Annotated in this window: 22 protein-coding genes; 11 read left to right on the top strand and 11 right to left on the bottom strand. The window is 67.5% G+C overall.

Going from position 1 to position 25,390, the window contains the following annotated elements:
* Positions 1-418 precede the first annotated feature (418 nt).
* From MU407_RS00420 to MU407_RS00400, 5 genes are all read left to right on the top strand, one after another.
* The gene (locus MU407_RS00420; RefSeq protein ID WP_246954549.1) at positions 419-1,870 is read left to right on the top strand and encodes a glycoside-pentoside-hexuronide (GPH):cation symporter; all 1,452 of its coding nucleotides are present in this window, start codon (positions 419-421) and stop codon (positions 1,868-1,870) included.
* 230 nt (positions 1,871-2,100) lie between these two features.
* Positions 2,101-3,273 (top strand): Gfo/Idh/MocA family oxidoreductase, encoded by a 1,173-nt coding sequence (locus MU407_RS00415; protein WP_102236976.1) that lies wholly within the window; start codon positions 2,101-2,103, stop codon positions 3,271-3,273.
* A gap of 64 nt (positions 3,274-3,337) precedes the next feature.
* Positions 3,338-4,210, top strand: a complete 873-nt coding sequence (locus tag MU407_RS00410) for a TIM barrel protein (protein ID WP_233190903.1) — start codon at positions 3,338-3,340, stop codon at positions 4,208-4,210.
* A 56-nt stretch (positions 4,211-4,266) separates the two neighbouring features.
* Positions 4,267-4,587 carry a putative quinol monooxygenase gene (locus tag MU407_RS00405; RefSeq protein WP_102237032.1) on the top strand — a complete coding sequence of 107 codons (321 nt, stop codon included), beginning with the start codon at positions 4,267-4,269 and terminating at the stop codon, positions 4,585-4,587.
* A 239-nt stretch (positions 4,588-4,826) separates the two neighbouring features.
* A complete protein-coding gene (locus tag MU407_RS00400; protein ID WP_348647986.1) occupies positions 4,827-6,275 on the top strand; it encodes an MDR family MFS transporter in 1,449 nt (482 codons plus the stop codon).
* Between the two features lie 35 nt (positions 6,276-6,310).
* Here the strand turns inward: MU407_RS00400 and MU407_RS00395 are convergent, their stop codons facing one another.
* Entirely contained in the window at positions 6,311-8,338 is a 2,028-nt protein-coding gene (locus MU407_RS00395) for a TRAP transporter permease (RefSeq protein WP_246954546.1), read from the bottom strand.
* A 1-nt stretch (position 8,339) separates the two neighbouring features.
* On the bottom strand, positions 8,340-9,335 hold the full coding sequence (locus MU407_RS00390; protein ID WP_246954543.1) for a TAXI family TRAP transporter solute-binding subunit: 996 nt from the start codon (positions 9,333-9,335) through the stop codon (positions 8,340-8,342).
* A 214-nt stretch (positions 9,336-9,549) separates the two neighbouring features.
* Between MU407_RS00390 and MU407_RS00385 the strand changes: the two genes are divergently transcribed.
* Positions 9,550-10,140, top strand: a complete 591-nt coding sequence (locus tag MU407_RS00385; protein ID WP_102237031.1) for a 1-acyl-sn-glycerol-3-phosphate acyltransferase — start codon at positions 9,550-9,552, stop codon at positions 10,138-10,140.
* Positions 10,141-10,344: 204 nt separating this feature from the next.
* On the opposite strand, the gene MU407_RS00380 is transcribed toward MU407_RS00385, so the two are convergent.
* Together MU407_RS00380 and MU407_RS00375 are read right to left on the bottom strand one after the other, a co-directional pair.
* On the bottom strand, positions 10,345-11,064 hold the full coding sequence (locus MU407_RS00380) for a hypothetical protein (RefSeq protein ID WP_102236972.1): 720 nt from the start codon (positions 11,062-11,064) through the stop codon (positions 10,345-10,347).
* Positions 11,065-11,098: 34 nt separating this feature from the next.
* A complete protein-coding gene (locus MU407_RS00375; protein ID WP_102236971.1) occupies positions 11,099-11,590 on the bottom strand; it encodes a hypothetical protein in 492 nt (163 codons plus the stop codon).
* A gap of 215 nt (positions 11,591-11,805) precedes the next feature.
* Here MU407_RS00375 and MU407_RS00370 point away from each other — a divergent pair, with 215 nt between their 5' ends.
* The gene (locus tag MU407_RS00370; protein ID WP_102237030.1) at positions 11,806-13,719 is read left to right on the top strand and encodes a heavy metal translocating P-type ATPase; all 1,914 of its coding nucleotides are present in this window, start codon (positions 11,806-11,808) and stop codon (positions 13,717-13,719) included.
* A 184-nt stretch (positions 13,720-13,903) separates the two neighbouring features.
* The gene (locus tag MU407_RS00365) at positions 13,904-14,653 is read left to right on the top strand and encodes an SDR family NAD(P)-dependent oxidoreductase (protein ID WP_246954540.1); all 750 of its coding nucleotides are present in this window, start codon (positions 13,904-13,906) and stop codon (positions 14,651-14,653) included.
* A gap of 19 nt (positions 14,654-14,672) precedes the next feature.
* On the opposite strand, the gene MU407_RS00360 is transcribed toward MU407_RS00365, so the two are convergent.
* The 3 genes from MU407_RS00360 to MU407_RS00350 form a co-directional block, all read right to left on the bottom strand.
* Positions 14,673-15,971: a DUF4921 family protein gene (locus MU407_RS00360; protein WP_246954674.1), complete on the bottom strand. Its 1,299-nt coding sequence runs from the start codon at positions 15,969-15,971 to the stop codon at positions 14,673-14,675.
* A gap of 265 nt (positions 15,972-16,236) precedes the next feature.
* Complete coding sequence (locus tag MU407_RS00355; RefSeq protein ID WP_246954537.1) at positions 16,237-17,739, bottom strand: sodium:solute symporter; 1,503 nt, start codon at positions 17,737-17,739, stop codon at positions 16,237-16,239.
* A gap of 37 nt (positions 17,740-17,776) precedes the next feature.
* Positions 17,777-18,952 (bottom strand): anhydro-N-acetylmuramic acid kinase, encoded by a 1,176-nt coding sequence (locus MU407_RS00350; RefSeq protein ID WP_246954534.1) that lies wholly within the window; start codon positions 18,950-18,952, stop codon positions 17,777-17,779.
* A 208-nt stretch (positions 18,953-19,160) separates the two neighbouring features.
* Between MU407_RS00350 and coaE the strand changes: the two genes are divergently transcribed.
* From coaE to MU407_RS00335, 3 genes are all read left to right on the top strand, one after another.
* Positions 19,161-21,536 carry a dephospho-CoA kinase gene (coaE, locus tag MU407_RS00345; RefSeq protein ID WP_246954532.1) on the top strand — a complete coding sequence of 792 codons (2,376 nt, stop codon included), beginning with the start codon at positions 19,161-19,163 and terminating at the stop codon, positions 21,534-21,536.
* Positions 21,537-21,659: 123 nt separating this feature from the next.
* Positions 21,660-22,316 carry an SDR family oxidoreductase gene (locus MU407_RS00340; RefSeq protein WP_246954530.1) on the top strand — a complete coding sequence of 219 codons (657 nt, stop codon included), beginning with the start codon at positions 21,660-21,662 and terminating at the stop codon, positions 22,314-22,316.
* A 53-nt stretch (positions 22,317-22,369) separates the two neighbouring features.
* Positions 22,370-22,510: a hypothetical protein gene (locus MU407_RS00335; RefSeq protein ID WP_246954528.1), complete on the top strand. Its 141-nt coding sequence runs from the start codon at positions 22,370-22,372 to the stop codon at positions 22,508-22,510.
* Positions 22,511-22,803: 293 nt separating this feature from the next.
* Here MU407_RS00335 and MU407_RS00330 read toward each other — a convergent pair whose 3' ends face one another.
* The 4 genes from MU407_RS00330 to ychF all read right to left on the bottom strand — a co-directional run bounded on the left by MU407_RS00330 (position 22,804) and on the right by ychF (position 25,283).
* Positions 22,804-23,133, bottom strand: coding sequence for an XRE family transcriptional regulator (locus tag MU407_RS00330; protein WP_246954527.1), 330 nt, complete (start codon positions 23,131-23,133; stop codon positions 22,804-22,806).
* A 111-nt stretch (positions 23,134-23,244) separates the two neighbouring features.
* Positions 23,245-23,766: a GNAT family protein gene (locus tag MU407_RS00325; RefSeq protein ID WP_348647987.1), complete on the bottom strand. Its 522-nt coding sequence runs from the start codon at positions 23,764-23,766 to the stop codon at positions 23,245-23,247.
* Positions 23,767-23,780: 14 nt separating this feature from the next.
* Entirely contained in the window at positions 23,781-24,089 is a 309-nt protein-coding gene (locus MU407_RS00320) for a HigA family addiction module antitoxin (RefSeq protein WP_348647985.1), read from the bottom strand.
* A gap of 108 nt (positions 24,090-24,197) precedes the next feature.
* Positions 24,198-25,283 (bottom strand): redox-regulated ATPase YchF, encoded by a 1,086-nt coding sequence (ychF, locus tag MU407_RS00315; RefSeq protein ID WP_102235537.1) that lies wholly within the window; start codon positions 25,281-25,283, stop codon positions 24,198-24,200.
* Positions 25,284-25,390: the final 107 nt, after the last annotated feature.

The raw sequence follows: 25,390 nt of genomic DNA, 5'->3' as shown, positions 1-25,390 counted from the left end.
TCACGGGCGGCACGTGCGCAGGGGGCTGCGGGTCACCCCGCCGCCATGAAACGGCGGGACCGGGAGGCGCGCGGCCCCCTGATTCCAGGACCTTTGTCCCGCGGCAACCAACGGCAATTCCAAGGGTGTGGAAGTGTCGTTTAAGACGCGGCCGACATCCGCTGCACCGCCGACCATCCGTATAACCGCAGGACATCTAGCCCTTTTCCCCTCACGCTCACTTCTTGGCAGTGTCCATAGATCTGCAACCGGCGGCAACCCAGGCTGGACGGACAGGGTGCTCAGCAGAATTCTCGACATCCCCTCCGCCCACCATCGGACCGTTCTCGAAACTCCCGCGGACCCGGGGATCGAGCCGCCGCCGCCTCGTGCGTGCCGCCGCTCCGCCACTCGAAGACGAGCCTGAAGGAGCCCGACGATGAGCACCACCGCAGCACCCGCCCCCGCCCTGGCTAGGCCGACGAAACGGCCCTTCAGCTGGCGCGACAAGATCGGCTACATGTTCGGCGACTGGGGGAACGACTTCACGTTCATCCTGCAGTCGGCGTTCTTCTTGATCTTCTACACCAACGTCATGGGCATCAACGCCGCGCATGTCGGCACCCTCCTGTTCGGCGCGCGCATCCTCGACGCCTTCACCGACGTCAGCGCCGGCCGTCTGGTGGACACCCTCTCGCCGTCCCGCTCCGGCCGCTTCAAGCCGTGGCTGCTGCGGATCTGCATCCCTGTCTCCGTGGCCTGCGTGCTCATGTTCACCCCGCTGCTGGCCGATGCCGACTACGGGGCGCGTCTGGCCTGGATGATCGTCACGTACATCCTGTGGGGCTCTGTGTTCTACACCCTCATCAACATCCCCTACGGCTCCATGGCCTCCGTGATCTCCTCGGATCCCGACCACCGCGCCTCCCTATCGGTGTTCCGCTCCCTTGGCGCGACGCTTGCCAACCTCGGCATCTCCGTGGTCGTCCCGCTCTTCGTCTACATCCAGGTGGATGGGGATTCGCAGCTCTCCGGCAACCGCATGTTCTTCGCGGCGGTGATCTGTGCCGTGCTCGCGGTCATGTGCTACCTCCTGTGCTTCGTGAACGTCGAGGAGCGCGTGCAGACCTCGCCCAAGCCCAAGGACGAGCGCATGGGCTTCGGCGCAATGTTCGGTTCCCTGCTCAAGAACCGGGCGCTGACCGGGCTGATCTTCTCCTCGCTGTTCATGCTCATCGGCATGATGCTGCTGGCCTCGGTCCTGCCATACGTGTTCAACGAGTACTTCAACAACGGCCAGATGCTCTCGACCGCGAACCTGGTGGGCCTGCTGCCCACGCTCGCCTTCGTGCCGATCGGCGCCTGGCTCACCCGGACCGTGGGCAAGCGCGAGGTGGGCATCGCGGGGCTGAGCATCGGAGCGCTGTCCGGCCTGGCGCTGTTCATCCTGCGCACCGACAGCGCGGTCACCTACATCATCGGCTACACGATCCTCATGACGGGTCTGGCCGCGCTGAACGTGCTGATCTGGGCCTTCATCACCGATGCAATCGACTACCAAGAGATCCGCACCGGCGAGCGCAATGACGCCACCGTCTACTCCCTGTACTCCTGGGCACGGAAGCTGGGCCAGGCCGTCGCCGGCGGGCTGTCCGGATGGGCGCTGGGCTGGATCGGCTACCAGTCCGGTGGCGTGACCCAGAGCGATGCGGTGCTCAATGGCATCTACACCCTCTCCACCCTCGTCCCCGCGGTGCTGCTGGCGATCTCCGCGGCTGGCCTGATCTTCTGGTACCCGCTGTCCAAGGAACGCGTGGAGCAGAACGTCGCGATCCTCGATGAGCGCCGCGCCGAGCGCGGAGAGCTCACCAGCGAGGACGTGCAGAGCTGATCTGGTTGCCTCGGTCTGCCCCGCCGCGGGCGGGCCGAGGCGTCCTCGCCCTCGCCCAGCACCCCGGAATGGGCATAGGGTCGTGAGGACGGCCACATGCTGTCGGCGGCACCATCCCCACTCCCCCACGGCAGTCGTCGGACAACGTCGGCCCCACGACTCCCGATCTCGACCATCTTGACCACCTTGATCACCTTGATCACCTTGATCGCCTCGACGAAGGAGACACCATGAGCGAGAAGACCGTCCGCCTCGGCATCATCGGCCTGGGAGCCCAGGGCGGCATGTACGCCGGCCTCATCAGCGAGGGCCGTGTGCCCGGGATGAGCCTCGGCGCGATCGCCGACATCGACCCGGCCAAGCGTGAGCAGGCCGCCGCCGACTATGCGGATGTCCCGTTCTACGACGATTACGTGGCGATGCTCGATTCCGGGGATGTGGACGCCGTGGTCACCACAGTCCCTCATTACCTGCATCCCGAGATGACGATCGCCGCGATCGGCAAGGGAATCCACACCCTCACCGAGAAGCCGGCCGGGGTGTACGTGAAGCAGGTCGAGGAGATGAACGCCTTCGCGAAGGAGCACCCCGAGACCACCTTCGCGATCATGTTCAACCAGCGCACCAACCCCGTGTACACGGACCTCAAGCAGCTCATCACCTCCGGGGAGCTGGGGAAGCTGCGCCACACCTCCTGGATCATCACCACCTGGTGGCGCCCGCAGGCCTACTACGACCAGTCCGACTGGCGAGCCACCTGGGGCGGCGAGGGCGGCGGCGTGCTCGTCAACCAGGCACCCCACCAGCTGGACCTGTGGCAGTGGCTGGCCGGGACCCCACAGAAGGTGTTCGCCAAGCTCGCCTTCGGCTTCCAACGCGACATCGCCACCGAAGATGAGGTCAATGCCCTGGTGGACTTCGGCGACGGCGCCACCGGACACTTCATGACCTCCACGAACGACATCATCGGCACCGACCGCCTCGAGATGCTCTTCGACAAGGGCAAGGTGGTGGTGGACGACTCGAAGAAGGTCACCATCACCCGGCTGACACAGGATGAACGCTCGCTGTCCGACTCCATGGAGCCCGAGGACGTCAAGCGTCTGTTCATGGGGCAGATCAACACCGATGACCTGTTCACGACGGAGGTCAAGGAGTACGAGTCGGCCTGGGGCCAGCAGCACATCGATGTGCTCACCAACTTCGCCGCCCACCTGCTGGAGGGCACGGAGCTGATCGCCGATGGCGCCGAGGGCATCAACGGTGTGCGTCTCGCCTCAGGTATGCAGCTGTCGGCCTGGACCGGCCGGGAGATCGACCTCGTGAACTACCCCGGAGAGGAGTACCTCACCGAGCTGAACCGCCGCATCGAGCAGGAGGGCAAGTACCCCACCCGCTCTTGAGTGGAACCGGCCCGTCCCCGTCCCGCGGGGACGGGCCCTCTCTAAACACGTCGCACTACCCGCAATGACCTCGCAGAAGGAGAAGACCATGCCCGTCATCGGACTGCAGCTGATGATGCTCAAGGACCAGATCACCGAGAAGGGGATGTTCGCCGTGCTGCGCCAGGTGCGCGAGCTGGACATCGCCGCCGTTGAGGTCTCCCAGGTGGAGATGACCGACGAGATCATCGCGGACCTGGTACGCGGCCGTGAGGAACTGGGCGTGCAGACCGCTGCGATGAGCGCCTCGATCGAGCCGGGCGGCAACGGTTTCGCCCTGTCCACCGAGTTCGACCGGGCCGTGGAGGCCTGCCACACCACGGGGGCGCGATTCCTGCGCATCGGCATGATGCCGTTTGAGGCGATGACCTCGAAGCAGGCGTGCGAGGAATGGGCGGCCTCGGTGGAGCCGTACGCGGCCCGTCTGGCCGAACACGGCGTAACGCTGTGCTATCACAACCACCACGTGGACCTGATCCAGTTCGAGGGCGAGCGGATCTTCGACATCGTCCGCCGGGTCGCGCCGTCACTGCTGTTCGAGGTGGACCTGCACTGGGTGCAGCGCGGCGGCATGGCACCGCTGGACATGCTCGAGCTGTACTCCGGCGCCTGCAAGCTGATCCATGTCAAGGACTTCCGGGTGGCGCCGCTGCCGCAGGAGGCGGTGGCGAAGATGCAGGCCGGCGAGATGGACATGCAGGAGTTCTTCGGGATCTTCGTGGGCCTGGCGCAGTTCGCCGAGGTGGGTCAGGGCAATATGAACTGGCCGGCCCTGCTGCCGGCGGCTGAGAAGGCCGGGGCGGAGTACTTCCTCATCGAGCAGGACGACACCTACGGCCGCGACCCCATCGACTGCATCCGCGAATCCCGCGAGTATCTGCGGTCGATCGGGTACTAAGTCAGCCGAGCTGGCATCCTGGAATGCACCCCGCCGTCGATCCGGAAGGCCCCGCGATGATCCTCATCAATGTCAAGTTCCCCGTGAAGCCCGAGCACGCCGATGCGTGGCCGGAGATCTCCCGCGAATTCACTGAGGCGAGCCGGGCCGAGCCCGGCAACCTGTGGTTCGAGTGGTCCCGCAGCGTCGAGGACCCGAACACGTACGTGCTCATCGAGGCGTTCACCGACGAGGGCGCTGAGCCGCATGTGAAGTCTGAGCATTTCCGCACCATGCAGGAGGAGTTCCCGCAGTACCTCACCGCGACCCCGCAGATCGTCTCCCACCAGGTGGAGGGGGATGGCTGGGGGCCGATGAGCGAGCTGGCGGTGGACTGAGCGCTCAGCTGCGCACGCGCCCGTCTCCTGCTCGGCAGGAGGCGGGCGCCGTCTTATCTGGCACTCGGCCCCTCTCCGGTGTCGGCGGCTCCGTCGCCCGGTCCTGATGCTCAGGTCGAGGCTGGCCGGTCACATCACTGCGCAGGCATCTTGCCGCCGGAGCCGCTTCCTCCTAGGGTGCGGAAGGTTGCGCACATCGGCCCGGCGCACCGATCCCCACGACAGGAGGCGTATCCACGGTGAGCGAGGCACGCGATGAGACCGCTGGAGATCCAGACTCCTCGCCCCTGACCGTGGATCCGAACATCGTCCTGGCCGTGCTGGTCTCTGGGGCGTTCGTGGTCATCCTGAACCAGACCTTGCTGAACACGGCACTGCCGGCGTTCATGGGTGACTTCGGGATCACAGCGAACTCCGCGCAGTGGGTGACGACGGTGTTCATGCTGGTCAACGGGATCATGATCCCGGTGACGGCGTACCTGATCCAACGCTTCTCCACGCGTTCCCTCTACTTCGCGGCGATGGGCCTGTTCACCGCCGGGACGGTGCTGTGCGCACTGGCGCCGGTGTACCCGATGCTGCTGCTGGGCCGCGTGGTGCAGGCCGCCGGCGGCGGCATCATCCTGCCCCTGATGCAGACGATCCTGTTCGCCGTGTTCCCGCGGGACCGGCGCGGCCGCGCCATGGGCATGTTCGGCCTCGTGATCAGCTTCGCCCCCGCCATCGGCCCCAGCCTCTCCGGCTGGATCGTGGACCATCTGCCGTGGCAGGTCCTGTTCTGGATGATGGTGCCCATCGCGGTGCTCGTGATGGCGGTGGCGTGGTTCATCCTCAAGAACATCTCCGAATCCCGGCCCCATCACCTCGATGTGCTCTCCGTGGTGTTGTCCACCCTGGCCTTCGGCGGCATGCTGTTCGGCTTCGGCAATGCCGGCAACACCGGCTGGAGCAGTCCCGAGGTGCTCGTCCCGCTGATCATCGGCGGCATCGCCCTGGTGCTGTTCATCCACCGCCAGCTGACCCTGCCGGACCCGGTGCTGGAGCTGCGGGTGCTGCGCCATGTCACCTTCACGCTCGGCACCGTGCTGGGCATGCTGGTGTTCGTGGCAATGATCGGCGGGATGATGATGATCCCGCTGTATGTGCAGAACATGACCGACCATTCGGCGATGCAGTCCGGGTTGGTGCTGCTGCCCGGCGCGATCGTGATGGGGCTGATGTCCCCGCTGACCGGGCGGGCCTTCGACTGCTACGGGGCGCGCTGGCTGTGCGTGATCGGCTTCGCGCTCGTCGCAGTCAGCACCGTGCCGCTGTCGATGCTGCGGGCGGACACCTCGCTGCTGCTCATCGCCGCGGCCAATGCGGTGCGGATGCTCGGCACGGCGATGGTGATCATGCCGGTGACCACCGCCGCGCTGAACCACCTGCCCAGCTCCCTGATCCCGCACGGCACCGCCGTGAACAACACGCTGCGGCAGATCGCCGCAAGCGTGGGCACGGCCGTGCTGATCACCGTGATGACGGCGAGCGCTCTGGATCCGGCGACGCATGGTGCGCAGGGCCCGATCCACGGCGTGAATGTGGCGTTCCTGGTCTCCGGGGTGGTGGCGCTGCTGGGGATGGTCGGCGGGTTCTTCCTCGTGGGCACGCGGCCGATGCCGGAAGCGGCGCGCACGGGGCGGAGCTGACGCCACGGCGGGCTGGCTCCGACGCGCCGCGCCCGTCAGGTAGCTGCGCCGGAGGTCGTCGTCGGCGCCGTCGAGGTGCCGCCGCCGGTTCCATCCTGGCGCCGCCGCCGTAGTAGCTGCACCACCACGATGGCGGCGGCTATAGCCATTCCCAGCAGCGAGATGGGAATCGACGGGTAGACCATGAGGATGCCCGCGATGATCAGCAGCACCTGCTCCACCCTGGTGGTGTCCGCAAAGAGGTAGCCGGCCAGCGCGGAGGCGATCGCGATCATGCCGAGCACCACGGTGAGCAGCGCCGGGGCGAGCTCGAGCATCGACCCCTCTAGCAGCAGGGATGGTTCCAGCACGAACACGTAGGGGATGAGGAACCCGGCGATCGCCAGGCGCAGCGCGGTCACGCCGGTCTTCATCGGGTTCGAGCCGGCGATGCCGGATCCCGCATATGCCGCCAGGCACACCGGTGGGGTGACGTCGGCGAGGATGCCGAAGAAGAACACGAACATGTGCGCCGCGATCACGGGTACGTCGAAGTTGTTAATGAGGATCGGGGCGGCGACGGTGGCGGTGACCACGTAGTTCGCGGTGGTGGGCAGGCCCATCCCCAGGATCAGGCACACGATCATGGTCATCACCAGCACCAGCAGGAAGTTGCCCTGGGCGATGTCGATGATCCCGCGGCCCAGCCGGCCGCCCAGACCTGTGCTGGTCACGGTGCCGGCCACGATCCCGGCGGTCGCACAGGCTGCGATCACGGGCAGGGCAGTGCGGGCACCCGCCTCGAGGGTCTTGAGGATCCCGGTGAAGGACAGGCGGGTGGACTTGCGCAGGAAGCTCAAGGCGAAGGCCACGCCGATGCCCCACAGCGCTGCGCGGGCCGGAGAGAAGCCGGAGAGCATCATCGTCACGATGATGACCAGCGGCGCCAGCAGATCAAGACGTGTGAGGATCGACTTCCAGCCCGGCAGTTTGTCCTGGGGAATGCCGGCGATGCGCATGTGTTTGGCCTCGAAGTGCACCGAGAGGAACACGCCCAGGAAGTACAGCGCTGCCGGAATGATCGCGATGATGATGATCTGGCTGTAGGGGATGCCGGTGTACTCGGCCATGATGAACGCTGCGGCGCCCATGATCGGCGGCATCAGCTGTCCGCCGGTGGAGGCAGTGGCCTCGGTGGCGCCCGCGAAGTGGGGCTTGAAGCCTGAGCGCTTCATCAACGGGATGGTGAAGGAGCCGGAGGCCACGGTGTTGGCGACCGATGAGCCGGAGATCATGCCCTGCAGACCGGAGGCGGCCACGGCCGCCTTCGCCGGGCCGCCGGTGAAACGTCCGGTGAGACGGAAGGCCAGGTCGTTGAATAGCGCCCCGATGTTCGTGCGGATCAGCACCACCGCGAACAGCAGGAACAGGAAAATGAAGGTGGAGGACACCTGGATGGGAGTGCCGAAGATGCCGCTGCGGCCGGTGAAGAACGTGCTGACCACGTAGTTGCTCCAGGACAGTCCGGCCCCGAAGATCGAGTACGCGATCGCGCCGAGGGCGATCAGCACGATCGGCAGGCCCACGCAGCGGCGGGTGGCCTCCAGAGTCAGCACGATGCCCAGGGTCGCCACCACGTAGTCGATCGTGTCGTACCCCATGATCTGCACCAGATTGCTGGTCAGGTAGGAGTAGCGCACCACGATGTAGAGGTTCGCGCCCAGTCCCAGCAGTGCCAGCAGAACGTCCCACCAGGGCACGCCGATCTTGCCCCGGGGACGCCCCACCCGGCGCCCGGCCGGGTACAGCAGGAAGATCAGCGAAGTCGCGCCCCCGAGGTGGATCGCGCCCTGCACCAGCGGGATACGGGAGCCGGTGAGCCCCGTGTACAGGTGGAACAGGGTCAGGGCGATGGACAGTCCCCCCACCACCCAGGCCCAGAATCCCAGCCGGGTGCGGAATCGGCTGGATGTGTCGTGCTCGCGCAGCACCTCCTCGGCGTGTGCCTCTGCCTCGTGCTGCGCGTTCTCGTCGACCTCGAGCGCCGAGACCTGCGGAGGGTTCTCGTGGTCCTTACCGTTCATGTCAGAGGAGTCCCTCTTCCTCGTAGTACTTCTGCGCACCCGGGTGCAGCGGCACCTCACCCTGACCGGACAGGGCGAAGTCGTGACTGATCAGCTTGCCCTGGGCGAGGGTGATCTCATCGGCGTGTTCGAAGGTCGCCTTGGTGATCTCATACCCCAACTCCGGGCTGACCTGGGTGGTGGAGGCGATCAGCGCTGCGGCCACGGACAGGGTGGTCACGGGCTCATCGAGGAAGTCGTAGGCGTCCGGCTCGATGGTGTAGACATCGAACAGGCTCTCCCCCGCCACCTCATCGGCCTTGTCCTGGTCCAGGGAGACGAGCCTTACGTCGTTGGTGGCGGCGAGATCCCCGAGCGACCCGGTGGGGGTGCCGACGACGAAGATGGACGCGTCGATGTTGCCGTCTCGCAGCAGGTCCAGAGAGCTGCCGAAGTCCGCCTCGGAGGGCGTGTACTTGTCCTCGGTGATGCCGTAGGCGGCCAGGATCGCATCGGACACCGCGCGGGTGCCGGAGCCGACGTCGCCCACGGCCACCTTCTTGCCCTCGAGGTCGGCGACGGTCTCGATGCCGTTATCAGCCAGGGTGACGATATGCGCGGCCTCCGGGTACAGGCCCGCGATCCACCCGATGTTGTCGACCTGCGCGCCCTCGAACTCGCCGGCGCCAGTGACAGCGGAGTTCGCGGTGTCGGACTGGGAGATGCCCAGCTGCCACTCACCTTGGAAGATCTTGCCGATGTTCTCCACCGAGGCGCCGGAGTCCGTGTAGGTCACGGAGATCCCGTCGATGTTGTCCTCGTAGATGGCCGAGTACTCGCCGCCCAGCGGGTAGTACACGCCCGAGGTGCCACCGGTGCCGAAGGTCAGATCGGTGACGAAGTCGCCCTCGCCACCCCCGCCTTTGCCGCCGGAGCCGCCCTTATCGTTGCAGGCCGCGAGCAGGCCCAGAGCCGCCAGGGGGCCCAGGGTCGTGAGAGTCCGTCGTGCGATGCGCATGGATGCACCTCTTCCTCGAGGGTCGTTGGTCGTGTCCGCCGCGCGGGACGGAGGTCGCCCGCGCCGATGGTGAGGACATCACAGCACATGGCGGGGGCGGATCCGGCGCAGGCAGCGGAGCGTTAGGCAATGGTGACATGTCGGTCAGGCGGATTGTGCCACTATCGGCCGCTGCAGCCCAGTTCATCCACGATGCATGCCATACCGTGAGCTCATGATCCGGCCCCTCATCGCCCGCGCGTTCTGGCTGCTGAGCCCCTGGAGGCTGCGCACCCAACCGGCACCGGACCGCCCCGCGGTGTTCATCGGCGCCCCACACACCTCGAACTGGGATTTCGTGCTCATGCTCGCAATCGCCTGGCAGCAGCGCATCCGGCTGCGCTGGCTGGGCAAGCACACGCTGTTCACCGGCTGGCGGGGGCCGATCATGCGCGCCTTGGGTGGGCTCCCGGTGGACCGCCGCTCCCCCGCTGGGCTGGTCGATGAGGTGGTGGCGCGGATCCGGGCCGGGGATGTGTTCGGCCTGGTGATCACGCCCGACGGGACGCGCGGGCCGCATGAGCACTGGAAGAGCGGGTTCTATCGGATCGCTCGGGCCACCGGCTTGCCGCTGGTGCTGGGGTATGTGGATCGCACGACGATGACCACCGGACTCGGGCCGCTGGTGGAGCTGACCGGGCGGGTGCGCGAGGATATGGATCTCATCCGTGCCTTCTATCGCGACAAATCGGGCTTCCACCCGCATCTGCGGGTCGAGCCGCGACTGCGGGAGGAACCGGAGGTCGAGGGCGGCCGCGCGCTCTGACGCGGGCCCGGGCCGCCTGTCCTCACGGTGCGAGCACCCGCGGGACCCTAGCGTGGCCATATGACGCAGCGCACCCGCCCGACGCCGCGCTTGCGCCTGACCCGACGAGGACGTCTAGTGCGCACGGTCCTTGTGCTGCAGCAGTCGATGGATCTGGACGGCTGCGCTCCCAACGCCTGGCCATCGCTCGAGCAGGACGGCTCATCAGCGCCCCGGACCATTGCGGCGCAGCAGGGGCACCACGAGCCCTCCGAGCGTCAGGGCCAGCAGCCCCAGGATCGCCAGGGTGCTCCACAGGATCAGTCGCTCCAGCGTCGGCGGCTGTTCGAACACGACCATCAGCCTCCAGATCGCCAGCGGCACCAGGATGAACGCCGCACCGATCGCACCGCCGACGAGCAGGCAGTTCTCGGTGGGCCACGCCGCCAGCAGGGCGCTGCCCCAGGAATACACCGCCAGCACCACCACGGTGGTCTGCAGCAACGCCACCGGATCCCCCAGCACCATCGCGAGCGACCCTCGCCCACCCATCAGCCAAGACCACAGCAGCATCGCGAGCATCTGCACGAGCACCGCCCAGAAGGTGGACAGCAGCAGCAACGGGGCCACGCCGTCGCGGCGCATTCCGAGATCAGCACGTTCCGACTCCACGGCACCGACTGCGAGCATCACCGGAGACAGCGCCACCAGGATGGCCGCCAATACAGGGTCCAGATCCACCTCGTGGCCACCGTCGGTCACGAGCCATCCCGCCGCAGCCAGGACGATCAGCAGCGTGGTCAGACCCACGCAGGCGACGGCGTTCACCATGAGGCGGCGCAGGTCCTGCCCCCACGACGGCACTGCGGCCTCCTGCCGTTCCCGCTCGTGGCGCTCCGGATCATACGGAGGGAACGCGGAGGCGGACGCGTGCGGTTCGCTCATCGCGGGACCGCGATCCGACGGGGTTTGCCGGGGATCAGGCGCGATCACGGCGGCGGGCGCAACGCCTCGACAGCAGGCGCGGGCGACTGAGTCGGCTGCCGCGGGCAGGAGCAGACTCGACCTGCACCCCGTGGTCCTCGGCGATCTCGGTCATATGCGCATCCAGCACACGACTGCGCAGCGCATCGATGCGTCGGCGCAGCTTCTTGTGGTCCTTGGTGGTGGCACCGGGGGCGGTGAGCAGGTGAGCGGCCTTTTCGTACCCGTCCAGCTGCTTCTGCCACTCCTCCGCGCGGCGCACCTCACCGGCGTTGTCGGCGGACGCCGCGAGTTCCCGCACCTGGGAGCGCAGCACCTCGATCGTGGCCAGCATGTCCTGGGCGGTGGGTTTCTCGCTGGCGACGAGCTTCGCGGCCACCTCCTGGATCTGGGCACGCAGCCGCGGATCCTGCCACATCTTGAGGACCACCGGCACCACGACGGGGGCGAAGCGGCGGACGACCTTGATGACAGCGCTCAGGTTCACGGGATCTCCTCTCGGCGCGTGCGCTCCGACTGTAACCGGAGGTGAAGCTGACATGGCAGCTGCTCCGACCCGGCGGCCGGCCCTCCCGGGTGGCACACGCTGCGGGACACCCCGCGGCAATCGCCCTTGACTCCCCCGCGCTATTCCGCTTCTTCGCAGGTCAGGTAAGGCTTCCCTCGCATGCGATGCGCCGCCGGATGGGCGAGGATGATGTCATGTCGAAGCTCATGGACGCGGTCCGGACCTACCCTCTCGTGGCGACCACGCTGCTCGTGGGTGTCGTCGGCCTGCTGCTTCTGGCCACCCCGTGGGCGGCGGCCGCACCGTGGATCGTCGGCGTGTATGCGCTGGCGATCGCGGCCTGGGAGGCCGTGGGCATGGTGCGCCAGCTGCTGCAGGGCAACGCTGGTCTGGACATCCTCGCGGTCACCGCGATCACCGCGGCAGTGCTGGTGGGTGAGCCGTGGGCGGCGCTCGTGGTGGTGCTCATGCTCACCGGCGGTGAGGCTCTCGAGGACTATGCGGAGAACCGCTCGCAGCGGGAGCTGACCGCGTTGCTGCGCCGCTCCCCGCAGACTGCGACCCGCCTCGTGGACGCCCGGGTGGGTGCCGGGGCGCCGGCGGCGACGGACGACGCTGATGATGCTGCGGACGCCCGGACCGAGGACGTGCCGGTGGAGGACGTTGAGGTGGGGGATCTGCTGCTGGTGCGGCCCGGGGCGCAGGTGCCGGTGGATGCCGAACTGGTCTCTGAGGCTGCGGAGTTCGATGAGTCCTCGCTAACCGGAGAGAGTCTGCCGGTGGAGCGGGTAACCGGAGAACGGATCGCCTCCGGTGCGATCAACGGGCAGCGCGCGGTGACGATGCGGGCGATCGCGCTCGCCGCAGACTCGGAGTACCAGCAGATCGTGCGGCTGGTGGAGGAAGCCTCTGCCTCGAAGGCGTCGGTCGTGCGTCTGGCGGACCGGTATGCCCTGCCGTTCACGGTCGTGTCCCTGGCGATCGCCGGGATCGCGTGGGTGCTCAGCGGGGATCCGGTGCGCTTCGCCGAGGTGCTCGTGGTTGCCACGCCGTGCCCGCTGCTGATCGCGGCACCGGTGGCGTTCCTGGGCGGTATGAGCCGCTCGGCCCGGTTCGGTCTGATCGTCAAGGGCGGTGGCACCCTCGAGCAGCTCTCGCGGGCCAGGTCTGTGGCGCTGGACAAGACCGGGACCGTCACCACCGGGGAGCCGACCCTGGAGCGGCTGCTACCGACCGCGGATGTCACGGACGATCGTCTGCTGGGTCTGGCAGCCTCGGCGGAGGTGTATTCCTCGCATGTGCTGGCGCGGTCGGTGGTCGCCGCCGCCCGGCGCCGCCAGCTGCCTCTGCGTGAGGCGCTGGAGGCCGAGGAGGTCGCCACCAACGGTGTGCAGGCGCTCATCGCCGAGCGGGACGGTGAGGATGCGCGGATGATCCGCGTGGGCAAGCTCGCCTGGATCCGCTCGTTCGCGGATGCCCCGGAGCAGGTGCCGGTCAGCTCCGGGGAGCTGGGGATCCATGTCGCCGCCGGGGACCGCTATCTCGGGGCGATCATCATGCGCGACCAGGTACGGCCCGATGCACCGGAGGCCATGGACGGGCTGCGCGAGCTCGGGATCCAGCGGATGCTCATGGTCACCGGTGACGTGGCGGAGACGGCGGAGCCGATCGCCGAGCAGCTCGGCATCGAGGAGGTGCACTCCCAGTGCCGCCCGGCGGACAAGGTGCAGATCGTCCGCGACGTGCAGCCCCGTCCGCTGATCATGGTGGGCGATGGTCTGAATGATGCGCCAGTGCTGGCTTCGGCCGATATCGGCTTCGCGATGGGGGCGCGCGGCGCCACCGCCGCCAGTGAATCGGCCGATGTGGTCAATCGCTTCGACCATCTCGGCTCCCTACCCAAGGCGGTGCAGATCGGCCAGGACACGGTGCGGATCGCCCTGCAGGCGATCTGGGCGGGAATCCTCATCAGCGTGGGGCTGATGCTCGTGGCCGCTGCTGGATTCCTGCCCGCGATCGTCGGCGCTTGGATGCAGGAGATCGTGGACCTCGTGGCGATCCTGTGGGCCCTGCGCGCCCTGGGCCCCCGGTCGGAGCGGCAGGGCTGAGGCGCTGCGCGGAGACAGTCGCACAGCCTTGCCACAACGACTTCAGGCACCACGCACTGGTCCCTGAGCGGCGCGATCACGCCCGATAGCCTGGATGTATCTGTGTGGTCCGGCGCGAACCGGACGGCAACGACAACGATGCAGCTGCTGCGCGATGCAGCGTGCAGATGACGGAGGGTTTCTCATGGCAGTGCTCGAGGGCAAGGTTGCGATCATCACCGGTGCGGCGTCCGGATTCGGGCGCGCCACCGCCGAGCTGTTCGCCACCGAGGGTGCGAAGATTGTCGCAGTGGACTACGCGGCCGATGCGGTCACCGAGGTGGTCAAGGGCATCACGGAGCAGGGCGGCGAGGCTGTCGCCGTGCGCGCGGATGTCTCGCAGGAGGCGGATGTCGAAGCTGCGGTGAAGACGGCGGTGGACACCTACTGCCAGGTGGACGTGCTGTTCAACAACGCCGGGATCTACCTGCCGGGCGCGGCCGATGAGGTCTCCGCCGCAGACTGGGAGCGCACCGTGGCCGTGAACCTCACCGGCGCGTTCCTGGGCACCAAGCATGCGATCGGCGAGCTGAAGAAGACCAAGGGCACCATCATCAACACCGCCTCCGCGGCAGCGCTGATCGGCTTCCCCTCCGCGGTAGCCTACGCGGCTTCCAAGGGCGGTGTGCAGGCGATGACCACGGCCTGCGCGGTTGACTTCGCGCAGGATGGGGTGCGCGTGAACTGCATCTGCCCCGGCACCGGTGAGACAGGTCTGACCAAGGAGGTGCTGGCGAACCCCGAGCTGGCAGAGGCTTTCCTGGGGCCGATCCCGCTCAAGCGCTTCGCCCAGCCGGCCGATGTGGCGCATGCGGCGCTGTACCTGGCAAGCCCCGGCGCGGGGTATGTCACGGGCGTCTCGCTGCCGGTGGACGGCGGCTGGACGATCTCCTGACCTCAGTCCTGGCGCGGTCTCAGCCCCGGCGCGGCTCGCTCAGCTGGATCTGCTCGGAGATCAGCCCGTCGGCGCGCAGCTGGTGCATCCGCGCCAGGACCCGGTCTCGCAGGGACCACGGGCCGATGGTGTTGACGTAGATCTTGGTGGCACCCTCGAATCCGGCGAAGGTGGAGATCCGCCACTTCAGCAGCACGCGCCACGGGACGTGCAGGTCTATCCCGGCGGGCCGGGTGTGCCATTCCTCGTTGCAGGGCACGTCCGGCCCGGTCGCCGCATGGGCGGCATGCACGAGGTCGGCGACGCTGTCTCGCTCGGCCTCGCTCATGGCCCACGGGTCGCTGGCTGCCGCGAGGGAGTGGATCTCGAGCGTCGGGTATCGGTGTCCGAAGCCCGCGAACAGCACAGCGTGCTCGGTGCGGGCGATCACCAGCTGCTCCCGCTCGGCATAGGCCACGCCGTCGCGATGGAGAGCCGCGGGGTCGTGGGCCAGGCGGTCCAGCACGGCCTCGTTCTCGGCACCGAGCTCGTCGATGGCCACGAGCTGCTTGTGGAGGTGGTCGAAGCTGGCTCCGGCGGGCTTCAGCCAGTTCTGGAACACGGAGACGTAGCGGGCCTGCGGGATTGCGGCATACAGGTCCTGCGCACCCTGCGCGGTGAACGCGATGTAGGCGCGATGCTCGGCAGGGGTGAGGGTGCCGGAGCTGGCGAGCTGGTGATCAGTCCGGGCGTCCGCGGTGAAGTGCCGGTGGGCGATGATGACGTCGTGGCCGGAGCCGAAGAAGCTCTCCGCTCCAGCGAGATGCTCCCCCGCCGGGATCACAGCGAGGTCATCCACGCCCATCCCGCTGGCACGGCGCTTGGCATCGAGCACAGCCTGGACGTGCTCGCGCCCGGCCTGGTTCGCAAGGTATTCCTCCTGCCAGGTGCGGGCCTCCGCGGAGAGCTGCTGACCGTAATTGCGGCGCCAGTAGTCCACCTCGAGGATCGCGAAGAGGTTCGCCACGCGGCGAAAGGTGGGAGCGGTGTCCTGCAGGGCGTCGGCGGGCACGTGGCGGAGGATCCGATGGGTGCCGTCGGGCTCGAGGACAACACGGTCCTTCTCCGGTGGGGTCTCGAGCATCCGGGAGGCACAGAAAGCGCAGCGGGCAGCGTGATCAGCCGGCCCGATCGGTTGCGGCTCCGGCCGCGTGATGCCCAGGGGGCGGTTCGCCCGGCCCGGCACGGTCCACACCTCGGTTCCGGTCACGGGGTTGCGCTGCTTGATGGTGCCATCGGCCATGGTGCGCAGGTGGTCACGGGGCGCTCCAGAGTCCACAGTCAACGCAGCTCCTCCTCCGACATGACAAGTGCGGCAGACAGCAGCGGGTGCTGTCCGGTGGCATGGAACGCTACAGCGAGCAGCACCGGTATTCACCGATGATGCCGCGCTGTGGAGAGCATCGCGTCAGGTGCAGTAACGGAACGCGGAGATGTACAGCTGCTGGTAGGAGGTCTTCTCCACTTCGCCGGAGCTCTGGCGACCACCGCCGCGGTCATCGCCGTGGAGTTCACCCCGTGGAGCGCAGCTGGTCCCGTCGGGGTCACCGCTCGATCGGCTCGTCCAGGCGGTCCTCTGCGTGCGCGACCGGCGGGTGAGTGAGGGAGAGCAGCCCGCCTACGGCGAAGGTGACGATCACGCCCAGCAGCGGATACCACTGCCAGGCCACCCACACCTCGCCGGTCACATACTTCTCCATGACGAAGAAGAACGTCGTGGTCGCCACGGCCAGCACGAAGGCGATGTTCGCATCGCGTGCGCTAGCCCGGCGGTTCACGATGCCGAACAGGAACGCGCCGAGCAAGCCGCCGTAGGTGATCCCGGCGATGCCCAGGGCGAGCACCACGATGTTGCCCTCGTCGGAGCGGAAGAACGTCGCGGGGATGATGAAGGCGAGCCCCCAGGCGATGGTGGCCCAGCGCCCCACCCGCAGGCCCTCCCGGGCCTCCAGGGGGCGACCGCGCAGCTTCTCGACCACGTCGGTGACCGTCGAGGAGGACAGCGCCGAGAGCGAGGAGGACAGCGTGGACATCGCTGCGGCGAGGATCCCGGCCAGCAGCAGACCGGAGATACCGGCGGGCAGTCCCTCGATGATGAACTTCGGGAACACCTCGTCATCTCGGGTCAGGCCCAGCTCCTGCGGGGAGGATCCGTCGAAGTAGCCCCACAGCGCCAGGCCCACAGCAAGGAAGATCGCGAACTGGACTACGACGATCACGCCGGACCAGATCAGCGCCTTCTGCGCCTCAACCTTGGAGCGGCAGGTCAGCAGGCGCTGCACCACCAGTTGGTCGGATCCGTGAGAGGCCATGGCGAACACGGTGCCGCCCAGCAGGGAGGGGATCAGGGAGTCGGCGCCGCTGATCGGGTTGCCCTCGAGGACCACCAGCTGCGTCTTGCCAGCGGCGATGGCCTCGCCGAGCCAGCCGCCGCCGATCGCGGAGGTGATCACCACGAGACTCAGCAGCCCACCCAGGACGTACAGCAGCATCTGGGCCACGTCCACCCACACCACAGCGGTGATGCCGCCGATGAACGTGTAGAGGATCGTCACCACGGCCAGGACCACGATGATCACGAAGTACGAGGTGTGCAGGCCCAGGCCGTCAAGGATGACCTTCAGGGGGATCGCGGCGGCCAGCACCCGGACCCCGTCGGCCATCAGCCGGGTGAACAGGAAGGTGATCCCGGCGGTGGTCTGGGTGCTGGGGCCGAAGCGTCGGCCCAGGTAGGCGTAGGCGGTGACCATTTCGCCGTCGTAGTACCGCGGCAGCATCAGGTACGCCACGATGACGCGGCCCAGGATGTAGCCGACCCCCAGCTGCAGGTAGGAGATGTTGCCCAGGTAGCTCATCACCGGGATGCCGATGACGGTCAGGGCGCTGGTCTCCGTGGCGACCACGGACAGGCTCACCGCCCACCACGGAAGGTCACGTCCGCCCAGGAAATAGTCCTTGACGGTGGACTGTTTGCCGCTCAGGCGCAGACCGAGCCAAGCAGTCGCGATCAGGTAAGCGCCGATGACGGCAAGATCGAGGATCTGCATGTCCAAGACTCTCCTCAGGTAGGGGCGGGGTGGGAGCTTAGACGACGATGCGCAGGCCCCGGGGAGCTGCGGTGAGCGGGGGCGGCAGCTGCAAAGGCTCCGCTCCAGGGCTGAGGCGGCCGGTGATTGTCGCCGTCGCGGCACCGGTGGCCGACGGGATCGTGCCCGGCAGGCCGTGCCGGCTCAGCCAGCCCAGCAGCGCCATCAGGCACGCCTCCTTCGCGCCCTCTGGCAGGTTCAGCGCCGCGTCGGTGGTGGTGAGTTCCGTGTCCTCTCCCAGCTCGGCGCGCAGCTGATCCATGAGCACGGGATTGCGGGTGCCGCCGCCAGAGGCGATCACGCGCCGCACCCCGTGGTCGCGGCAGGCGTCTGCGACGGTGCGGGCGGTCAGCGCGGTCAGCGTCGCCATGACGTCCGCTCCGGCCACCCCGGGATGCGTGCGCAGCTGCTCATCCAGGTAGGCGGCATGAAAATGCTCCTTGCCGGTGGATTTCGGGGCAGGCCGCGCGTAGTAGGGATCCTCGAGCAAGGCCGCGAGGAGCCCGGGATCCACGGTGCCGCGGGCCGCGAGCGCCCCGTCGTGGTCGTGGTCGGCACGACCGTCGGTGAGACGCGCGGCCATGAGGTCGATCAGTGCGTTGGCGGGTCCGGTGTCGAAGGCGAGGGGGTCCTGCCCGGGCGCCACCACGGTGATGTTCGCGATCCCGCCCAGGTTCAGCAGCGCCGTCGGCTCCTCGGCGTCAGCCAGCAGCAGCTGGTCCAGGAAGCCGACCAGCGGAGCCCCCTGCCCGCCGGCGGCAACATCCCGGGCCCGCACGTCGCTGAGGACGGGAATCCCGGTAGCCTCGGCGATCCAGGCGGGCTGGCCGATCTGCAGGGTGGAGGTGACGGCGCCGGCATCGACGTCATGTCGCACGGTCTGCCCGTGGGAGACGATCAGCTGGCAGCCTGCCCCGGTTCGAGCCAGCAGCTGCTGGACCGCGTGTGCGCTGAAGCGCCCCAGGCGGCCATCGACGCTGCTGAGCAGCGACAGCGGAACCGGCTCCGGGGAGAGCAGCCGCAGGATGTCGCGGTGCAGATCGTCCCCGAAGGGGATCTCACCGGCGTCGAGCAGGCGCAGCTCGAGCACATCGTCGGCGGTGAGCGCGATGTTCACCAGGGCGATATCGAGGGCGTCGGCGGAGGTGCCGGTCATCAGACCGATGATGTTCATGTCAGCTCCCGGCGTGTGGGGTCGTCGGCAGATGTCCGCTGCATGCGGCGAATCTATCGGCCCCGGCCCGGCACCACCGCACCCCACCGCTCTCTCATCCATCGGACAACCCTCCCATCAGGCGGACAGTTATCCGCTACTCTCGTAGGTCGCGCAGAGCAGCAGGGACCTGAGCGCTGCGCATTCCGACGACGAAGGACCCCGCTCCGTGTCTACACAGACCTCCGGACTCAGCAAGGCCCTCGGGCTACGAACCACGCCGTCGATCTTCTTCGGCTCCGCCGCGATCATCATCGTCTTCACCCTGGCGATGAGCATTTTCCCCGGCCCTGTGCAGGGATTCTTCGGGGTAATCTCCACATTCCTGCGCTATGAGGTGGGGTGGATCTTCACGCTCGCGATCACCCTCATGGTGATCGCCGCGCTCGGCGTCGCGTTCAGCCGGTACGGGCGCGTGAAGATGGGCGATGATGATGCCACCCCCGAGTATTCGGGCCTGGCCTGGTTCGGGATGCTGTTCGCCGCGGGCGTGGGTGCGGTGCTCATGTTCTGGGGCGTCGCCGAGCCGATGAACCATTACGCGAACCCGCCGATGTCCGGCACCGAGCCGTTCAGCGACCTGGCCGCCACGCAGGCGCTGAACATCGCGAACTTCCACTTCGGACTGCACATGTGGGGGATCTTCGTGGTCCCGGGCCTGGCCTTCGGCTACTTCACGTACAAGCGGAAGCTGCCGCCGCGCGTGTCCTCTGCGTTCCAGCCGCTGCTGGGCGATGGCATCCACGGCCCCTGGGGCAAGGCGATCGACATTATGGCGATCGTGGCGACCGTGTTCGGGCTGGGCGTCTCGGTGGGTCTGGGCTCACTGCAGATCAACTCCGGTCTGAACTACGTCTTCGGCATCCCGGTGGCCGGCTGGGTGCAGGCCGCCACCCTCGCGGTGATCACCGGGATCGGGGTGATCAGTGTGCTGGCCGGTATGGACAAGGGCGTCAAGCGCCTGTCCTACGCGAACATTCTGCTGGCGATCTCGCTGCTGATCTTCGTGCTGATGTGCGGGGCGAGCTCCTCGACGATGCGGGCGATCGTGGAGTCCACCGGCTCGTACATCGGCTCCCTGCCGGTGCTGGCCTTCTTCAACGACACCCTGGCCGGGGGCGGCTGGTCCGGGGACTGGACGGTCTTCTACTGGGCGTGGACGGTGACGTGGGCGCCGTTCGTGGGCATGTTCTTCGCGCGGATCTCCAAGGGCCGCACCATCCGTGAGTTCGTGTTGGCCTCCCTGGGGCTGCCCACGGGTTTCGTGATCATCTGGATGGCGATCTACGGCTACAACGGCGTGGTCCAGGACCGCGCCACCGCGCCCGATGCCGAGAGCGGCGGAGCGCTCACGCAGACCATCGTGGAGGAGGGGAACGTCCAGGCTGCGCTGTTCCAGTTCCTCCAGCACTACCCGTTGTACGGCGTCACCGCCGTGGTCGCGACCGTGGTGATCGTCCTGTTCTTCATCACCTCGATCGACTCCGGGGCGCTGGTGATGGATTCGATGGCCAACGGCCACGAAGAGCCGGCCCCCAAGCGTCAGGCTGTGTTCTGGGCGCTGGGGATCGGTGCGGTGTGCGCCGCGATCGTGCTGACCTCCGGTGAGCGCGGGCTCGGCGCCCTGCAGGAGGTCATCATCGTGATCGGCTTCCCGGTGATCCTCATGACGCTGGGACAGATCCTCATGGTGATCCAGGCGCTGCGGGAGGACGCCGGTGCCGCGCAGCCCATCCGCACCCGCCAGTGGAAGCAGGTGCTGCCGCCGGAGGAGTACGACCGTCGCCTCGAGGAGAACACCCTCGATGCCGATGAGTACACCCGCCACCCCGAGTACGAGGTGGGCACAGAGCCGGAGTATGACCTGTACCAGCCGCAGACCCGGGCCTGGCGCGAGACCCAGGAGGGCCGCCCACAGCTGATCATCGGGCTGACCGGCCCGGCGGCCTCGGGCGCATCTCAGGTGGCCTCGATGCTCGGCGAGCATGGCGCGGTGGTGATCGATCTGGACCCGATCGCCCGCGAGGTCCTCACCGATGACGCGGAGGCCCTCGCGGAGGTGCGCGAGGTGTTCGGTGATGATGTGTTCGCGGCCGACGGGACGCTGGACCGCCCGAAGCTCGGCGCGGTGGTGTTCCCGAACTCCACCGCACGCAAGCGCCTGTGGGAGATCGTCCATCCGCGCGTTCAGGAGATCGCGACCGCGCGGGCGAAGGCTGCCGGCGAGGATGCGATCGTGGTGATCGATGCGCCGTTGCTGGTGGAGACCGGGTCCACCTCGCTCGTGGATGTGGTGCTGGCGGTCGAGGCCCCCGCGGAGGCGCGCCGCCTGCGCCTGGAGGATCGCGGCTTCACCACCGCAGAGGCGTGGGATCGGATCGACGCCCGGGCCGATGAGGAGGAGCGCCGCGAGGCCGCTGATGCGGTGATCGAGAACGACGGCGACCTGGAGCATCTGCGGGCGTCCGTGGACGAGTTCTGGGCCGAGCGTGTGGTCGAGAACGAGGACGTGGTATGGGAGGGTGAAGCTCTCGAGGCTCCCTGAGACGCGCGGGAGCACTCCTGTTCGGTTCACCTCGCACACTGGAGAAGACGCCATCGGTACCGCCTGGCGGAGCATGATTCGCCGCGGCCGGTGGGAGTCCGAACCCGACTGAAAGGACGCACCATGGCTGATTACCTGATCATCGGCGGGCATGGGAAGGTCGCTCTGCTGGCCACTCCCCTGCTCACGCAGGCGGGCCACACCGTCACCTCCGTGATCCGCAACCCCGACCACGCGGCGGAGGTCGAGGCCGCGGGCGGCACACCGCTCGTGCTTGATATCGAGCAGGCCACGCAGGATGACCTCGCAAGCGCTCTGAGAGGCAAGGACGCGGTGATCTGGTCCGCAGGCGCCGGCGGCGGCAACCCTGACCGCACCTACGCCGTGGACCGCGACGCTGCGATCCGGTCGATGGACGCGGCCGAGCAGGCCGGTGTGCGCCGCTACGTGATGGTCTCCTACTTCGGCGCCAGGCCTGACCACGGCGTCCCGGAAAGCGACGGCTTCTACGCCTATGCGCAGGCGAAGGCCGCTGCCGACACCCACCTGCGGGGCACCTCGCTGGAGTGGACGATCCTCAGCCCGTCGGCCCTCACCGTCGAGGAACCGTCGGGAAAGATCGATATCGCACCGCTCCCGTCGGACGCCACCATGGAGGTCTCCCGCGGCAACGTCGCGCGCACCATCGTTGCCGCTCTCGAGGAACCCAGCACGGTGGCGAAGACCATCGAGTACATCGACGGCTCCACCGACATTGCCGAGGCGATGCGGGAGGCGTGAACTGCCTCGAGAATGCACACCGGGCGGGCGTTCTCTTCGCGATCGTGATCGGCATGGCTGCCTCCGCCATGGTCCTCGCCGTGAGAGGCCCCTACAGCGTGGACCCCGTGGGCTACATGTACCCGCTGATGCTGCTGGTCAGCGCCTTCCTCGCCATGCGCACAGCGCACCGCGAGAGTCACGTGGCCCGGTAGCGGTCGCCTTCCCGCTGGCGCGCAGCGGGGTTTGCCCGCTGCGGTGACGTGCGCCGCTACACGCCACGGCGATGTCAAGGCGTCGAAGCAACATGGGGATCGCCCCGTCGCAGGCCTCTAGTCCGGTGGTGGCGGAACGGTCTCAATGGCCATCATTTCAATCCTTCTGATTGCGTTCTTCTGGCTGCCGCAGGCAAACGAAGGGTTCATCAGGACCACTGAAGAAGCTGACCGGGCATTGGGCATGACCCCTCACCACACAGCTGATTTCAGAAGCAGCCGAAGAGCGTTCCCTAGTCGATGACGAGGGAACGCTCTTCGCTGACAACGAGCACCTCGGCCCCCTTGAGGGCCTCACCGAGAACGTCGTTGACCGCCCACTCAAGAGAGTCAAGGGCGTCTTCTCCCCCGCTGATGGCCTCAGCCTCGCAGTCGTTCACCCGGATGAGCGCAGCCCCGCCGATTGGCACAACACCCTCGGCATCAGAACCGTGCTCTTCAACAATGCGCGCCCACGCGGAGTCCAGTTCATTCGGCGTTATAATACGCACCCGGACTCGGTATGCCAGGTCTTGGGTTGTGTGCCGATCAAACCAGTCATTAGACACTTTCCACATCGTCATGCTTCAAGTATCAGACCGAGCAGCAGAAACTGCAATGGGTGGGGCACCCGCTCAACGTTGAAGCGGAGCTCAACCGGGTTACGTCACGGAGAACCGCCTGCGGGTTCACCGTCACTCCGAGCGCATCGCGACGGGAACGAAGCGCGGAGCCGGGTCTGATCGCAATCGCCCGTAGGTATCGACATCGATCCTCTCGCCGTCCACCAGGAACTTCTCCCGCTCGGTACCTTCCGGGACGAACCCTGCCCTGATGGCCACAGCACCCGAGGCCGGATTGTTGACGCGATGCCCAAGCTCGAGACGATCCAGCCCGCGTTCTGTCAGCGCCCAGTCCGCGATGGTCGCCGCAGCCCGACTCATCCAGCCACGACCTCGCGCTGACGACGTCATCCAGTACCAGAACCAGCCACTGCGGTTCGCCTCGTCGACGGTGACGCAGACGAGACCGATCACCTCGTCGCATTCGACCAGTGCCCAGGCCTCGTGCGGCGAGTCGTCCGCGATCAGGCGATTCACGTAGTCCTCCGCGGCGGCGAGGGTGGTCACCTCGCCCTGCCGCGCCATGTCCGTATTCGAGGTGAACGCCGCGAGCACAGCCGGAGCATCCGTACCCCGCAGTCGACGCAGCCGCACTGACAGCACAGTGCTCACGCGACCTGCAGCGGGGTGATCGCCGCAACCTTGTCACGCAGCGCCCGACGCTCGAGCCGCAGCTCGTAGTTCGACTGCAGGTTCATCCAGAACTCCTCGGATGTGCCGAAGTAGCGCGCCAGCCGGATCGCCGTATCAGCGGTAATCCCGCGCTTGCCGTGCACGATCTCGTTGATCCGCCGCGGGGGCACCCCGATGGACACGGCGAGCTTGTTCTGCGTGTCCCCGAACCCCTCGATGAAGTCCTCCATGAGGATCTCTCCAGGGTGGATCAGCTCGAGCTTCCGCAGGGTCGCCCGCTGCACCGTCCGGTCGACGCGCTTGACGTACTCCTCATGCCAGATCCGCTCGGTGTCCTTGCTGCCGATCGATCTGATCGCGAGACCAGTCTATGGAGGAGTTCGTCAATAACGCTAGACGTTAAACCGGAACTCCACGACATCCCCGTCGCGCATGACGTAGTCCTTGCCCTCCATGCGGACCCAGCCCTTGGCCTTCGCGGCGGCCATGGACCCGGCCTCGACGAGCTGCTCGAAGGAGACGATCTCGGCCTTGATGAAGCCGCGCTGGAAGTCGGTGTGGATCACGCCGGCGGCTTCTGGCGCGGTGGCGCCCTGCGGGATGGTCCAGGCGCGGGCCTCCTTGGGGCCAGCGGTGAGGTAGGTCTGCAGGCCCAGGGTCGCAAAGCCCACGCGGGCCAGCTGGTCCATGCCGGATTCCTCCTGACCGGTAGACTCCAGCATCTCGGCGGCCTCCTCCGGATCCAGCTCCACGAGCTCAGACTCGAACTTGGCATCCAGGAAGATCGCCTCGGCGGGGGCCACGAGCGCGCGCAGCTGCTCCTGCATCTCGCTGTCCGCGAGGCCTTCCTCATCGGTGTTGAACACGTAGATGAAGGGCTTGGCGGTCATGAGCTGCAGCTCGCGCAGCTGGGTGACGTCGATCCCGGCGCCCTGCGCCCCGCGGTACAGGGTGGTGCCGCTCTCCAGCAGCGTCTGTGCCTTGTCGACGTTTTCCAGCACCGCGGCGTCCAGCAGCCCGCGCTTGGTCTCCTTCTCCAGGCGCTGGCGGGAGTTCTCGATGGTCTGCAGGTCCGCGAGGATCAGCTCGGTGGTGATGGTCTCCATGTCCCCGGCCGCGTCGGTGGATCCCTCCACGCGCGTGACGTCCGGATCGGAGAACGCCCGGGTGACCTGGCAGATTGCGTCGGCCTCACGAATATTGGCGAGGAACTTGTTGCCTAGCCCCTCCCCCTCGGAGGCGCCCTTGACGATCCCGGCGATGTCCACGAAGGACACCGTCGCCGGTAGCTGCCGCTCGCTGTGGAAGATTTCCGCGAGCTGCCCCAGCCGCGGATCCGGCAGCGGCACCACGCCCACATTCGGGTCGATCGTCGCAAACGGGTAGTTCGCGGCGAGCGCCTCGGCGCGGGTCAGAGCGTTGAACAGGGTGGACTTGCCGACGTTGGGCAGCCCCACGATTCCGATAGTAAGAGCCACGGCAAGCAAGTCTACGGGCCCGCCAGCCGGGTTTCAGGCTCTCCACGGGTCAGGTAGTGCACACCCCGGCACGCGGATGGCCGGGCCTCGCTCGTGGCGCGGCCCGG

This window comes from Brachybacterium sp. Marseille-Q7125 (assembly GCF_023062615.1).
Taxonomy (GTDB): domain Bacteria; phylum Actinomycetota; class Actinomycetes; order Actinomycetales; family Dermabacteraceae; genus Brachybacterium.
This window is presented reverse-complemented; position numbering and strand designations above follow the sequence as displayed.